Annotated in this window: 9 protein-coding genes; 7 read left to right on the top strand and 2 right to left on the bottom strand. The window is 49.4% G+C overall.

Annotated features, from left to right (window positions below; genetic code table 11):
• The first annotated feature begins 27 nt into the window (after nucleotides 1-27).
• Nucleotides 28-3,807 carry a phosphoribosylformylglycinamidine synthase gene (locus ABFC84_03715; GenBank protein MEN6411859.1) on the top strand — a complete coding sequence of 1,260 codons (3,780 nt, stop codon included), beginning with the start codon at nucleotides 28-30 and terminating at the stop codon, nucleotides 3,805-3,807.
• 35 nt (nucleotides 3,808-3,842) lie between these two features.
• Nucleotides 3,843-5,210, top strand: coding sequence for a sodium-dependent transporter (locus ABFC84_03710; protein MEN6411858.1), 1,368 nt, complete (start codon nucleotides 3,843-3,845; stop codon nucleotides 5,208-5,210).
• 58 nt (nucleotides 5,211-5,268) lie between these two features.
• On the opposite strand, the gene ABFC84_03705 is transcribed toward ABFC84_03710, so the two are convergent.
• Both ABFC84_03705 and ABFC84_03700 read right to left on the bottom strand, forming a co-directional pair.
• Nucleotides 5,269-6,852, bottom strand: coding sequence for a DUF3369 domain-containing protein (locus ABFC84_03705; GenBank protein ID MEN6411857.1), 1,584 nt, complete (start codon nucleotides 6,850-6,852; stop codon nucleotides 5,269-5,271).
• Nucleotides 6,849-8,366 (bottom strand): PocR ligand-binding domain-containing protein, encoded by a 1,518-nt coding sequence (locus ABFC84_03700; GenBank protein ID MEN6411856.1) that lies wholly within the window; start codon nucleotides 8,364-8,366, stop codon nucleotides 6,849-6,851. Before ABFC84_03700 ends, ABFC84_03705 begins: the two co-directional genes overlap by 4 nt.
• Before the next feature lie 238 nt (nucleotides 8,367-8,604).
• Here ABFC84_03700 and ABFC84_03695 point away from each other — a divergent pair, with 238 nt between their 5' ends.
• The 5 genes from ABFC84_03695 to ABFC84_03675 all read left to right on the top strand — a co-directional run.
• Nucleotides 8,605-10,515 (top strand): ABC-F family ATP-binding cassette domain-containing protein, encoded by a 1,911-nt coding sequence (locus tag ABFC84_03695; GenBank protein MEN6411855.1) that lies wholly within the window; start codon nucleotides 8,605-8,607, stop codon nucleotides 10,513-10,515.
• Between the two features lie 109 nt (nucleotides 10,516-10,624).
• A complete protein-coding gene (locus tag ABFC84_03690; GenBank protein MEN6411854.1) occupies nucleotides 10,625-11,527 on the top strand; it encodes a phosphatidylglycerol lysyltransferase domain-containing protein in 903 nt (300 codons plus the stop codon).
• A 79-nt stretch (nucleotides 11,528-11,606) separates the two neighbouring features.
• Nucleotides 11,607-12,881, top strand: coding sequence for a nickel-dependent lactate racemase (gene larA / locus ABFC84_03685; protein ID MEN6411853.1), 1,275 nt, complete (start codon nucleotides 11,607-11,609; stop codon nucleotides 12,879-12,881).
• Nucleotides 12,882-13,096: 215 nt separating this feature from the next.
• Nucleotides 13,097-14,125: a SpoIID/LytB domain-containing protein gene (locus ABFC84_03680; protein ID MEN6411852.1), complete on the top strand. Its 1,029-nt coding sequence runs from the start codon at nucleotides 13,097-13,099 to the stop codon at nucleotides 14,123-14,125.
• Between the two features lie 248 nt (nucleotides 14,126-14,373).
• Nucleotides 14,374-15,124: methyl-accepting chemotaxis protein (locus ABFC84_03675; protein MEN6411851.1), on the top strand; the 751-nt coding region annotated here is incomplete at its 3' end.

The following is a 15,124-nucleotide window of genomic DNA, read 5'->3' as shown; positions in this document are numbered from 1 at the left end:
CGTACCCAGACTTAAGGAGGCTGAAGCATGAGGCAGGAAGTTAGAAGGATCTTTGTGGAAAAGCGCCCCGGATTTGACGGAGAAGCTCGCGGCTTATATAATGACTTAAAAGAAAACTTGGGGATTACCGGCTTACAGGCGGTGAGAGTGATTCACCGCTATGACATTGCCGGGATTACCGAGGCGGAGTATCGGCAATCCCGCAGCATTATTTTTTCTGAACCTGCGGTAGATACGGTCTATGATGAAAAAATGACGGCAGCGCCGGATGAAACGGTATTTGCCGTCGAATATTTACCGGGGCAGTATGATCAGCGGGCCGATTCGGCGGCGCAGTGTGTTCAGATCCTGACGCAAAAAGAACGGCCGGTTATTTTATCGGCGAAAGTGATTGTGCTTAGAGGTCCAATTGATGACGGCCAATTGGCAAAAATTAAGGCATACTGCATCAATCCGGTCGAAGCCCGGGAATCATCCCTGGACAAGCCGGATACGCTGGAATCGGCAGCGGTGATTCCGGCGGATGTGGCTGTTTTAGACGGCTTTATCGGCAAAACGGCAGCAGAACTGCAGCAATTGCTAGACGGTATGGGACTGGCTATGAGTTTTGCCGATTTGGAGTTCTGTCAGGCCTATTTTCGGGATACGGAGCGGCGGGATCCTACTATTACCGAAATTCGGGTCATTGATACCTATTGGTCAGATCATTGCCGTCATACTACTTTTTTTACAAAAATTGAAAATGTTGATATCGAACCGGGCCGGTTTACGTCGCCGGCGGAAGAGGCCTACCGGCGGTATTGCGAATCCCGCGACCAGGTGTATGGCGCCAAACCGAAGGATATCTGCCTGATGGATATCGCAGTGCTGGCGATGAAAGAATTACGCCGGAAGGGGCAGCTGCCGGATTTGGATGAATCGGAGGAAATCAACGCCTGCAGTATTGTGGTTCCGGTGGCGATAGACGGAAAATTAGAAGACTGGCTGGTTATGTTTAAAAACGAAACTCATAACCATCCTACGGAAATTGAGCCTTTCGGCGGGGCGGCAACCTGTCTGGGCGGGGCCATTCGCGACCCCTTGTCCGGCAGATCCTATGTTTATCAGGCTATGCGGATAACCGGCAGTGCCGATCCCCGTACGCCGATCGAGGCAACTTTGCCGGGCAAGCTGCCTCAGCGAAAGATTACCCTGGGTGCTGCTGCCGGCTATAGTTCTTATGGCAATCAAATCGGCCTGGCGACCGGGCAGGTGGCGGAAGTGTATGACGAGGATTTTGTGGCGAAACGCATGGAAATCGGCGCTGTCATTGCGGCGGTGCCGCGGCGAAATGTGGTCAGAGCGACTCCCCTTCCCGGGGATGCGATTATCTTGCTGGGCGGCCGTACGGGACGGGACGGCTGCGGTGGGGCTACCGGCTCCTCCAAAGAACATACCGCCGATTCGTTAGCCACCTGCGGGGCTGAAGTGCAGAAAGGCAATCCGCCGACAGAACGGAAGCTGCAGCGTTTGTTCCGCAATCCTAAGGTCAGTACCATGATTAAACGCTGCAATGATTTTGGCGCCGGCGGTGTATCGGTGTCTATCGGGGAATTAACCGACAGCCTGGTGATTGATTTGGACGCCGTACCGAAAAAATATGAAGGCTTGGATGGTACCGAACTGGCCATTTCCGAATCCCAGGAGCGGATGTCGGTGGTTATTGCCAGGGAAAACACCGCGGCGTTTATTCGTTATGCCGATGAGGAAAATCTGGAAGCCACTCTGGTAGCCACGGTGACAGACGATCATCGGCTGAAAATGCTCTGGCGGGGGAAAAGCATTGTGGATTTAAGCCGCGATTTTCTCAATACTAACGGAGTGCAGCAGGTTACCAAGGTAAAAGTAACAGCGCCGGCTGAAAATCGGAATTTTTTTCATAGCTTTACTCCGGCAGTCAAACAGGTTCTACCGGATTTGACCCAAGCCTGGCTGACCAATTTGCAGGATTTGAATGTCTGCAGCCAAAAAGGCTTGGTGGAACGGTTCGACAGCACTATTGGCGCCGGGACGGTTTTGCTGCCTTTCGGCGGCCAATACCAGGCGACTCCGGCAGAAGGAATGGCCGCCAAAATTCCGCTGCTCAAAGGGGAAACCAGTACGGCGACGATCATGACCTATGGCTATAATCCTCAGCTTGCCAAATGGAGCCCTTTTCACGGTGCTGTTTATGCCATCGTTGAAGCCGCAGCCAAACTGGTAGCTATGGGCGGCGATTATCGGCACATCCGGCTTACGCTGCAAGAATACTTCGGCAAGCTGGGACAAGATGAAGTCAAATGGGGACAACCCTTCAGCGCCTTGCTGGGAGCCTTCTATGCGGAGCAGCAGCTGGGGATTCCTGCCATCGGCGGCAAGGACAGCATGTCAGGTACTTTTATGGATCGGGATGTACCGCCTACGTTGGTGGCTTTTGCAGTGGCGGTGGCAGATGCCGCTGTGATACAATCACCGGAATTCAAACAGGCCGGCAGTCAGGTGGTACTGGTGCCTCTTAGCCGGGATGAAAATGAATTGCCTGATTTTGCTATGCTCAGGCAGAATTATGCTGCTGTGACAGCTCTGACAGCAGCCGGGAAGGTGCTGTCGGCGGCGACGGTAAAAACAGGCGGTATTGCCGCAGCCATCAGCAAAATGGCCTTTGGCAACCGGTTGGGGATGAAAGCCTGCCGGACGGTAGAAGCGGAGCGGTTGTTTACAGCGGATTACGGTTCGCTATTGCTGGAAATTCCTGGCAACGATGATGTTCCCGCTTTGTTTGGCGATATAAAGTATGTTTTGCTGGGACATACTCAGCAGCAGCCGGTTATTGAAATTAATGACTGTTTTATTGATTTGCACCGGGCTTTCTGCGCCTGGGAACAGCCGCTGGAAAAAGTATTTCCGACGCAGACGGAAAAGGTGGTTGAACATCCGGAAGTACAGTCTTATTACCGCTCTAAATCAGGAACCCCGGCGGTAACGGCGGTGAAGCCCCGTGTCTTTATTCCTGTGTTTCCGGGCACAAATTGCGAATATGATTCCGCCCGGGCGTTTGAGCAGGCGGGTGGAACAGTGGAAACGCTGATTGTCCGGAATGGATCGGCAGCAGCCGTGGAAGAGTCGATTGACGCTATTGCCCGGGGCATCGAAACAGCACAGATTGTTATGCTGCCGGGTGGTTTTAGTGCCGGGGATGAACCGGACGGGTCCGGTAAATTCATTGCCACGATGTTCCGCAATCCTAAAATCAAGGAAGCCGTTCACCGGTTGTTACAGCGGCGGGACGGCTTGATGCTGGGCATTTGCAATGGGTTTCAGGCACTGATTAAGCTGGGGTTGGTACCCTATGGCGAAATCGTTGATTTGACAGCGGCATCTCCTACCTTAACCTATAATAAGATAGGCCGGCATGTATCCTGTATGGCACAGACCCGGATCGTGTCCAATCTTTCTCCCTGGTTTAATCAGGCAGCAGTCGGCGATATTCATACTGTCGCTCTTTCCCATGGCGAAGGACGGTTTGTCGCAGAGCCGGAAGTGATCGCTGCTTTGGCAGAGAACGGACAAATTGCCACTCAGTATGTGGATTTGACAGGGCGCCCCAGCAACGATGTCCGGTTTAATTCCAACGGATCCATGGCGGCGATTGAAGGAATCACCAGTCCGGATGGCCGGGTGCTGGGCAAGATGGGGCATTCGGAACGGATCGGCCTGCATGTGGCGAAAAACATTCCCGGCAGCAAGGATCAGCGAATATTCACCGCCGGGGTCAGATATTTTCAGTAATAGCGGTAACAGTATAGGAGATGATGTATTTGGAAATGGAACCAAAGAAACGGGAAGGATTTTCTTCCGGGTTAGCCGTGTTTTTTGCTACGCTGGGATCCGCTGTAGGATTAGGTAATATTTGGAAGTTCCCTTATCTAACCGGCGAGTATGGCGGCGGAGCATTTTTGCTGGTATACCTGCTGTGTATTTTGTTTGTGGGCTTGCCGGTTATGTTAAGCGAATTTTATATCGGCCGAACAACCAGGAAAAATGCCATTGGCGCTTTAAAACAATTAAAACCGGGCAGCGCCTGGAAGCATATCGGTACAATGGGTGTGGCGGCGTCTTATCTGATTATGTTCTTTTACAGCTGCGTAGCCGGCTGGGTGTATTTTTATTTATTTAAAGCGCTGCAAGGCGACTTTGTCGGCATTACCATGGAAACTGCCAAAAGCCAGTTTGGTGACGTAATTATCGGACCGATGTCGCCAATTCTTTGGCAGGTTATCGTCATGACGGTGGTTGCGGCCATTTTGGCTGCCGGAGTTAAACGGGGAATTGAAAAAATAACCACGACACTGATGCCTTTATTGTTTATTTTAATTGTAATTTGCGATATCCGGGCCTTGACGCTGCCGGGCGCCGGTGAAGGTGTAAACTTCTTATTTCAGGTTGATTTTACCAAATTGTCGGCAGTGGCAATACTTACCGCTTTGGGTCTGGCATTTTTCAAGCTGTCCCTGGGAATGGGGACAATGATAACTTACGGCAGTTATTTTACCGCTGACAATAATCTCTTTGCCACCGGGGCAAAAGTGGCTTTATCGGATACGGTAGTATCTTTGCTTGCCGGTATTGCAATTTTTCCGACCGTATTTTCTTTTGGCATGGAGCCGGGTGCCGGTCCGGGACTGCTGTTTATGACGATTCCTTTGGTATTTTCCCAGATGCCTTTAGGAAATATATTACTGGTTGCTTTTTTCTTCTTAACCTCGATTGCTGCTACTACGGCAATGTTGTCGCTGGTGGAAGTGCCCGTAGCCTATTTTTCCGAGGAATGGGGGCTGTCCCGGAAGAAAGCGGCTATTAGCAGTGCTATTTTCATTGCGGTTATCGGGGTTCTGGCTACCTTGTCAGCCGACAAGGGAAGCATTTTGGGCAGCTGCACCTTCTTAGGCAGAGGATTTTTTGACTGGTTTGACTACCTTTCGTCCAACATCCTGCTGCCGGTTGGCGGGTTGTTGATTTCTTTGCTCATTGGCTACGGTATTAAGCGGGAAGACTTGGAACGGGAGCTATCCAATCATGGGACCCTCAATATCAGCGGTATAATGCCTTTGTTTTATTTTATTATCCGTTACGTAACTCCCTTGCTGTTGGTCGTTGTGTTCCTTAATGCGATCGGTGTATTGAAAATTTAGCCGGTTGTAAAACCGCAACATCAAATGAACCTCCGGCAGCGCCGGAGGTTCATTTGATTTACTCCGGGGAATGATCCCGGATAGTAAGAAATTCCTCCCGGTTTTGAAAAAATATTGCCACCAGCCGGGGATCGAAGTGTTTGCCGCTTTGGGAGCGAATGTAATCATATACTTGCTCTAAATCCCAGGCGGAGCGATACACCCGGTCGCTGCTTAAGGCGTCGAAAACATCGGCGATAGCGGTAATGCGACCGTAAATATGGATGGCATCGCCGCGAAGCCCTTGGGGATAGCCGCTGCCGTCGTATTTTTCATGATGCTGCAAGGCGATTAAGGCAGCGGTTTGCAGCAAAGGACGGCTGGAGGATGTCAAAATTTGATAACCGGCCAGCGCATGTTCTTTCATTTTGGCGTATTCTTCGTCTGTCAGCCGGCCGGGCTTTTTTAAGATATGATCCTCAATGGCCAGCTTGCCAATGTCATGCATGGAAGAGGCCAGCAGCAGCATGTTTGTTTCTTCTTCACTCAGCCCGTATTTTTCGGCAAAGAGCCTGCAATACTGGGCTACCCGTTTGATATGAAAGCCCGTTTCCCGGGAACGGGTTTCCGCCATTTCTCCCAGGGTAAAAAAAAGTTCGGTTTGGTTGTTGGCCAGTTCATTATTCAGATACAGGTTATCAAAGGCGGTGGACACATTATTAAAGAAAACGGTAATTAAATCCTGGGAAAGAGGATCCAGAGCTTCGAATCCTTCTAAATAGATAATGTTTTCCGAGTCGGCATGGCTGTGATGGTAGCCGATATACCGGTTGCCGAAGAACATGCTCTGTTTGGAACTCATTACCTGGGTGAGTTCTTCCCTGATGGCGGAAGGCAGTACCGTCGTAATGTTTTTTTGCAGATAAATCTCGAAATCGCCGGTAGCTGCCAAAATGATAAACTGGCCGTCGTTTTTTGTGGCTGCCAGTCCGGAGGTATTGCAATAGAGGGAATTTTTATGCAGTCCCAGTAAAGAAATTAATTGCAGCAATACGCCGGAGACAAATTTACTCAGGGACTGGATTTTAAACATGGAAGCCGAAGCTTCGATGATTTTTTTCAGACCTTCCCGGTTGGCGTCAATGGTAATCAGGTCACGATACGTTCTGAGGGCCGCGACTACGGTAGTGAATAATTTGCGGGCGGTTAATTCCGTTTTCTCTTTGTAATCGTTGATATCATATTTCATGACCACCTGTTCTTCCGGGGCCTGACCGGGCTGGCCGGTTCGCAAAATGATCCGCACAAAAGGATTTTTCAGCTCATTGCGGATGCAGCGGACTACGGCTAAGCCGGCATCATCATTTTCCATCACCACATCCAGCAGTAAAATGGCGGTATCCGGGTGCTTCTTCATTAAGGCTTTAGCCTGGAAGCCGGAATAACCGCTGATAAATTCCAGCCCCCTGTTCTCAAAAGAAAAATTTTGCAGTGCCAGTTTTGTCACACTGTGAACTGTTTCATCGTCGTCGATAATCATGATTTTCCATTTTTCTTTGCCGGCTGATTCTATTTCTTCTTCTTCGCCGGAAGATTCTTCTGCCCAAAGAATGGTATTGTCTTCCGGTTCAACCAGTTTGCCGGAGCTTTTTTTACAGCTCATTGCAGAGTACCCCCGTTTTCTATCGGTAATGTAATACGGAAGCAGGTTCCTTGGTTGACACCACTTTGACAGTGGATCTCACCTTTTAACTGCTGGGTCACAATATTATAGATAATATGCAGTCCCAGGCCTGTACCACCCTGGCCCCGGCGGGTGGTGAAAAAGGGCTCGAATATTTTTTCTTGATGCTGCTGCGGGATGCCCTGACCGTCATCAGCGTATTGCAGGCACAATTCATTCTTCTGCAGCATAATATCAATAGTGATTGTGCCTTGCTGTTTTTGGGGAAAGGCATGAATCAGAGAATTCATAATCAGATTGGTAAAAATTTGGGAGAAGGCACCGGGATAGCTGTCGACATAGAGAGGATCACTGCAATTGACGATAATCCGATGGCTCACTTTTTTAAGATTGGGCCGCAAACTTAAAATCACTGCGTCAATGCAGTCTTTAATATTAAAAAGCTGGCGGGAGGCACTGGACTGATCGACGGCCACCCGTTTAAAGCTTAGAATGAGCTCGGAGGCGCGTCTTAGATTCAGCAGCAGAATCTGAGCGGCATCCATGGATTTAGCCAGATAGTTTGCCAAATCTGATTTTTTTAGTTTGCCGCTGTCGAACAGTTTTGCTGTCGCCCGGGTTTCCTGCTCCAAATAGGAAGCAGCCGTAACGCCGGTCCCCACCGGCGTATTGATCTCATGGGCGATACCGGCTACCAGCCCGCCCAGAGACGCCAGCCTTTCATGCTGGATCAGCTGGGTTTGGGTTTCCTGCAGCCTAGCCAAGGTTTTTTCCAGTTCGGCATTGGCGGCTTCCGCTTCCCGCACCCTGGTCTCCAAATTTTGGTTTAGTTTCATAATTTCTTTTTCTGCCTGAGAAAGCATTATATTATCTCGGGATAGCAGCCAATTATTAAAGGCCAATGTGGATAGCTTTTTGGCCAGCAGCCAAAGCAGCTGTAAGTTTTTTTCGAATTGCTCCAGCGGCATGCTGGACATTTCTTCCAATGCTGCGGCCAAAGTGTCCGGGTTAAGACTGAGTTTTACCGCATATTCCCGGATTTGCTGCTTATTTACCTTGGCCGGGTTAATTTGACCGATAATCCAGTTGGCAAGATGATGACCGGCGACAGTAATGGGGGCGCTGGCATCGATGAAACCGCAGCTCAGGCATTGATGATAAGTTGGTTTCTGCAGACTGCGGGCTTTAGCGCCTAATATTTTACCCGAGTGCATGCAGTTCCGGGCGCCGATTTCGGTGCTCCTGACCATAGTACAGACCTTGGAAAAATTGCTGGGACGGGTGATGGGCTGGCCGTTCACAGCGGTGATGATGGAAGCGATTCCTGCAGTTTCGGCGTAAACATCCTGCAGGTGCTGCAGTTCTTTTAGGGGAATCAGATCCGGCAGGGCGATGTTTTCCATAGCGGCAGCCCCGGCGGAAAAGGAGAGGGTATTGACTGGCAGGGCAGGTGGCTGGATAGATTGTAGACTGGGTTCGAAACTTTTTTTCATAAATCAATAACCTCCGTTAAGTCGGTAAATCACTGACAGCTTTGAAAATTGCGAAATATTTAGAGGAGGGTAGTGCTTGACAGCAATACCCTATCTTTAATTAAAATACCATGATATGTTAAAAAATCCTGCCATAAAAACGGGCATTTCGTCAAAAATTTTCAAAACGGCTTACGACAGGTTATAATAAGGATAGACGGAGTGACAGCAAACTTATCAATATAGAAGGGATTAGAAAATGAATTTACTTTCCATTGAAGATATCACCAAAGCCTACGGGGAGAGAACTTTATTTCAGAAGCTGACCTTCGGTATTGATGAAGGAGATAAAATCGGTGTGATCGGAGTCAATGGCGTCGGCAAATCGACTTTGTTGAAAATCATCGCCGGTCTGGAGACGGCTGATGCCGGACAAGTTATCAAGGGCAGCGGGGTGAGAGTAGAGTATTTGCCGCAAAATCCGGAGTTCAGCCTCGCGGCCACGGTGCTGGAGCAGGTTTTTAGGGGAGTTTCACCGGTGATGACAGTGCTGCGGGATTACGAGAAGGCTTTGGCCGAGGCCGTCTGCCGGCCTGACGATGCGGAACGGGAAACCGCTCTAATCCGGCTGAGCCAGCAAATGGACGCTGTCAACGGCTGGCAGCTGGAAAGTGAAGCCAAGACGGTGCTGACAAAGCTGGGGGTTACTGATTTTTCCGCCCGGGTCGGGGACTTATCCGGCGGCCAGCGCAAACGGATTGCTCTGGCCGGTGCGCTGATTGCGCCGACTGAGCTGCTGATTCTCGACGAACCAACGAATCATATTGATAATGACACCGTAGCCTGGCTGGAGCAGTATTTGCAACAGCGTCAGGGCGCTCTGCTGATGGTGACTCATGACCGCTATTTTTTGGACCGGGCGGCCAATCGGATACTGGAACTGGATAAAGGCCGGTTGTATAGCTATGACGGCAATTACAGCAAGTTTTTGCAGATGAGAGTGGAACGGGAGGAATTACAGCAGGCGGCAGAGCGCAAACGGCAGAATTTGCTGCGAACAGAACTCGTCTGGATTCAGCGGGGTGCGAAGGCTCGCAGCACTAAACAAAAGGCACGGATTGAACGATTTGAAAAATTGCAGGCCGCCAAACCGGATTTGAATCAGGATAATCTGGAATTAGCGGCTGTCAGCACCCGGTTAGGACGTGATGTGATTGAACTGCGTCATATTACCAAATCTTATGGTAAAAAGGAGCTGATCCATGATTTCAGCTATATTCTTCTCCGCCATGATCGGGTAGGGATTGTTGGCGCCAATGGCAGCGGTAAATCGACGCTGCTGAATATTCTGGCCGGCCTTTTGACCCCGGATCAAGGTGCCGTCTCAATTGGTCAAACGGTTAAGATTGGCTATTTTACTCAAGAAAATAGCGAAATGGATGAAGGTCTGCGGGTGATTGATTATGTCCGGGAAGCGGGGAACTATTTGCCGGCGGCGGACGGGCAGATGATCAGCGCGTCCCAGATGCTGGAACGGTTTTTATTTCCGCCTCAGCTGCAGTGGCTGCCCATTGCCAAATGCTCCGGCGGCGAAAAGCGGCGCTTGTATTTGCTGCGAATTTTGATGACTGCACCTAATGTTTTGTTCCTGGATGAACCGACCAATGATCTGGATATTCAGACGCTGACCGTTCTGGAAGATTATCTGGATGATTTTTCCGGCGCGGTGATTGCCGTATCCCATGACCGTTATTTTCTCGACCGGGTAGTTGACAAATTATTTACTTTTGATGCAGGAGAAATTAAACAGTATATCGGCGGCTATTCCGATTATTTGGAAGAACGGCAGACAAATGAAAATATCGAGAAGAAGCCGGAGAAGGGTAAAGCTGCCGGCCGCAGTGAAAGGAGCCGGCAGCGGCAGCTGAAATTTACTTTCAAGGAACAGAAGGAGTACGACGAGATTGAAACAATAATCGCCGGGGTTGAAGCGGAGCTGCAGGCTGTTAACAGCAAGATGAATACTGCCGGCAGTGATTTTGCACTGCTGCAGGAACTGGCGGCGGCTCGGGAACAGCTGGAAAGCCGGCTGGCGGAACTGCTGGATCGCTGGACGGTTTTAAATGAACTGGCGGAGGCGATTGCCGGTCAGGGGAAACCGTTGTCATAAGCGACAGAGCAGAGGAGAAAATTTGTCAGGAATGATATAATATATAATGAATAGTTAGTAAAAATAGTTAGCAAACACAGACCGGTAAGATTATTTACCGGCTTAGGGAGTGGTTTATATCAAGTTCCAGGAAATTCAATTAACCGATAAACCGGTATTCGACAAATGTTTTCAACGGAGACGTTATGAGAACTCCCACTATAATTTTACAAATTTGTTTATGTGGCAGCCATCTTACCATATTGAATGGGCGCTGGAAGAGGATGTTTTATATGTGAAGGCCACTTGGGAAGAGGAGACTTTTTTTCTGCCGCCTTTTTGTACTGACGACAAAGTGCCGGCGGCGCTGGACAATATATTGGCCTGCTTCGCCGGGAAGAATATATCCTTTGTAATGCGGGGCGTCGAGAAATTCATGGTTGATTTGCTGGAGGCGGCCAAGCCCGGCTGCTTCGAGTTCACCTTTGATCGGGACGATTCCGATTATGTATACAGTCTTCCGGCCTTAACGGAACTAAAGGGCCGTAAATATCATGGCAAAAAGAACCATGTCAATCAGTTTAAAAAAAGCTACAGCCAGTACGAGTATCTGCCCCTTACGGCGGATCTGGCCGAACAATGCATGGCTACCGAGATCGACTGGTGGGAAAAAAGACGGCGCGCTGTGGATGCGACTTTTGAAAAGCAGGCAATTGGCCGGGCTTTGACCAATATGGACGCACTGGCATTTCAGGGCGGCGTGATCCGCATTGATGACAGAGTAGAGGCATTTACCTTTGGCGAGCCGATTACCGGGGATATGGCAGTGATTCATGTGGAAAAAGGCAATCCGGAAATCAAGGGGATTTTTTCGGTAATCAATCAGGAGTTTTGCCGTCATAACTGGCAGAATATGATTTATATCAACCGGGAAGAAGATATAGGGCTTCCCGGTTTGCGAAGGTCGAAAATGTCGTATCATCCGGTTAAGCTGATCGAAAAATTTGTTGTAACTAAAAACAACGCGAGGTAGAAAAAATATTTTAGCGAGAAGGAATTATATGTCTTATTGTCTAAAATAATAAAATGAGAATAGTTTGAGGAGGCTGATTATGGCAACTGTAAAAATTCCTTATAGCAGGACTTTTATCAATGCCGAAGTACCTGATGCGAGGTTGCTGGGGGTGCTTGAATCAAAAGCGCATCATTATAAGCCGGAAGCCGGCGAACCGGAATTAGTGAGGCGGGCATTGGAAAATCCGATCGGTTCTTCCCGGCTGCGGGATTTGGCAAAAGGGAAAAACAAAATTGTCATTATATCCAGTGACCATACCCGTCCCGTTCCCAGCAAAATTATCATGCCGGTCATTTTGGCAGAAATTCGCAGCGGGAATCCCGATGCCGATATTACCATTCTAATCGCTACCGGCTTTCATCGTCCGACCACGAAAGAAGAACTGTTGGGCAAGTTTGGCGAAAAAATAATGGCGGAAGAGAAAATTGTTGTTCATAATGCCTTTGACCCGGATTCTATGGTCAATATCGGTAAACTTCCTTCCGGCGGCGATATCATAATCAACAAGCTGGCAGTAGAAGCCGATTTACTGGTTTCGGAAGGATTTATCGAACCTCATTTCTTTGCCGGTTTCTCCGGCGGACGCAAAAGTGTTTTGCCGGGTGTTGTCAGCAAAGTTACCGTACTTGCCAATCATAATTCCCGGTTTATTGCCAGTGATAAAGCCAGAACCGGCAATCTGGAAGGCAATCCGATTCACATTGATATGCTCCATGCGGCAAAAACCGCTAAACTTAAATTTATCGTCAATGTAATCATCGATGCCGATAAGAAAATTATTAAAGCGTTTGCCGGTGATCTGGAAAAAGCTCATGCGGAAGGTACGAAATTTGCCGGTGAACTGGCAAATGTAAAGGCAATACCTGCCGATATCGCCATTACCTCCAACGGCGGCTATCCTCTTGACCAGAACATTTACCAGTCGGTAAAAGGCATGACGGCTGCCGAAGCTACCTGTAAGGACGGCGGCGTTATTATTATCTGTTCCGCCTGCAACGACGGGCACGGCGGTAAAGACTTCTACGAATGGTTTGCCAAAGCCAAGAGCGCTCAGGAAGTCATGGATAAGATTCTGGCCATTGAACCTCAGGATACTCTGCCGGATCAATGGGAAGCGCAGATTCTGGCACGACTTCAGCTTCACTATACAATTATTATTGTTACCGATCAGTGCGATCATCAGATGATTCAGGACATGCATATGAAAGCGGTGAATACTTTACCGGAGGCCATGAAACTGGCAGAAGAGATTGTCGGTAAAGATGCCACCGTTACCGTTGTTCCCGACGGAGTTTCGGTTATCGTTAAATAGTCAAATTAGCTAAAAAACAACAGGCGCCCGCTAAGCCGGGCGCCTGTTGTTTTTTAGCTATGAGCTATGAGCTATGAGCTATGAGCTATGAGCTATGAGCTATGAGCTATGAGCTATGAGCTATGAGCTATGAGCTATGAGCTATGAGCGCCATGAACTATTTCCCTGCATAAATACTGCAAGATACTTCCATACTATCAATGAGGTGGGAGTGAATGCACAAGAACCGGAACTTCAATATCGCAGTCCTGGCAGCAATTGCCATAATAGCTTTTACGGGAGCGTATGCACTACTGCGTCCTCCCGCCTCAAAGCCGGCACCTCAGGAACCGGCTCAGCAGGAACCGGCTCCTGCTCCCAGCCAGCCGGCACAGATTGCGCCAATACCGGGAGCAGTGCCGTTGAATTTGGCAAAGTATAAGAGCGAGCCGGTCGTTAAGGTTTATCTGACAGAGTCCGGTGCGGTGGAGAGTATGCCTTTGGAAAAATATCTGGAAGGGGTTGTCGCCAAGGAGATGGAGCCGGATTGGCCGGTGGAAGCGCTTGCGGCTCAGGCTATCGCCTCCCGGACGCTGACGGTTCATGCTATCGAAGCCGGAACGATTAAACGGCTGCATAACGCTGATGTCAGTACATCAAAGGAGGAATTGCAGGCATATGCTCCCCAGAAAGTGAATGATAATGTCAGGAAGGCAGTGAAGCAGACAAGGGGACAAGTTTTACTGTATGCCGGCAGTTTGGTCAATGCCATTTACAGTTCCTGCAATGGACAGATCGCCGCCACGAAAGAAGAAGGCTTTCCCCGGGAAATTTCGGCTCCGGCGCCTTACTTTCAGCCGGTAACCGATAACTGCTTCCAATATGCTCCGGCAAATGAACAAAGCTGGACAGCCAAGATTTCCGGAACGGAAGTGGCTTCTGCCGTAGGCTATCATGGTAACCCGGCTGATATTTCCATTTTGGGAAGGGGGCCTTCCGGCCGAATTCTCTATATTGGCGCCGGGGATAAAAAGATATATGGTGCTGAGTTTCGCAAACAGCTGGGTTTTGACCGCCTCCGCTCCACGTTAATTACCGAGATGACCTATGACGGCCGGGAATTTACTTTCAAAGGGTTGGGCTGGGGTAATGGAGTCGGCTTGTGTCAGTGGGGTGCCTACAGCTTCGCTCAGCAGGGATGGTCGGCCGCTGATATTGTAAGACATTACTATGTTGGCAGCAATATTCAGCAGCTATGGGAATAAAGCAGTATATATTTTGTTTTAAACCTCATATAGTAATATTGGAGGGGCGGTCGTCAGGACGCCTTATCCGGAGAGGCGCCGTCTGATTTATCGAAAGATAAAGCAGACGGCGCTGCGGCGTTTGTAGCAGCAGGAATATGCAGTTTTTTTAGAGCAGGGCAGGATTTTAAGGAAGAATAGTGGAATTAATTAAAGCAGAATATGTCAGAAGCGGAATGAGTTTCCGATTATTAAAAGGAGGTGTACGAGTGGCTGGTTATAAAATTAGCAGCGAATTGGCCAGTGAATTAGTACGGTTTGTATCCGGCAAAACCGGCTTTCAAATGAGTGTTTGCAATGAAAATGGCGTATTTATTGCGGATAATATCAGCAAGGATCGCATCGGCAAGGTCCACAGCGGCGCGAAGAAAATCGTGACGGGGCAAGCCGACGAGTATGCGGTTACAGCCGAAGAGGCGGCGCAAAATCCGAATGTCAAGGAAGGCTACAACTGCCTTATCGCTGCCGATGACGGCACAAGAATCGGCAGCTTTGGCATAGCCGGAAAGATTGAAATTGTTAAGCCATTGGCACAAGTAGCGGCGTCGGTAGTGGCGGCCCGGGTGCACGAGGAGAGCCAGAAAGCGGTGGTGGAAAAAACCGTTCAGCAGGTTTCCGGCAATGTGCATCAGGCTGCGGCGGCTGTGGAGGAAATATCGGCGTCTTCTCAGGAATTGGCGGCGACCACGGACAGTGTGGTCAAAGTGTCTCAGGAGTCGGCCCAGAAGGTCAAGGATACCGGCAAAATTTTGGATATGAGCCGGGGAATTGCCACCCAAACGAAGCTGTTAAGTTTGAATGCATCCATTGAAGCGGCCCGGGCCGGGATTCATGGCCGCGGCTTTGCCGTGGTGGCCCAGGAAATGCAGAAGCTGGCTCAAAGCAGCGCCGATGCTACGGAGAATATTAATAAGATCCTGCAGGAAATCCAGACGGCCATTCAAAAAGTCATTGACGGCA

Source organism: Veillonellales bacterium (assembly GCA_039680175.1).
Lineage (GTDB): Bacteria > Bacillota > Negativicutes > JAAYSF01 > JAAYSF01 > JBDKTO01.
This window is presented reverse-complemented; position numbering and strand designations above follow the sequence as displayed.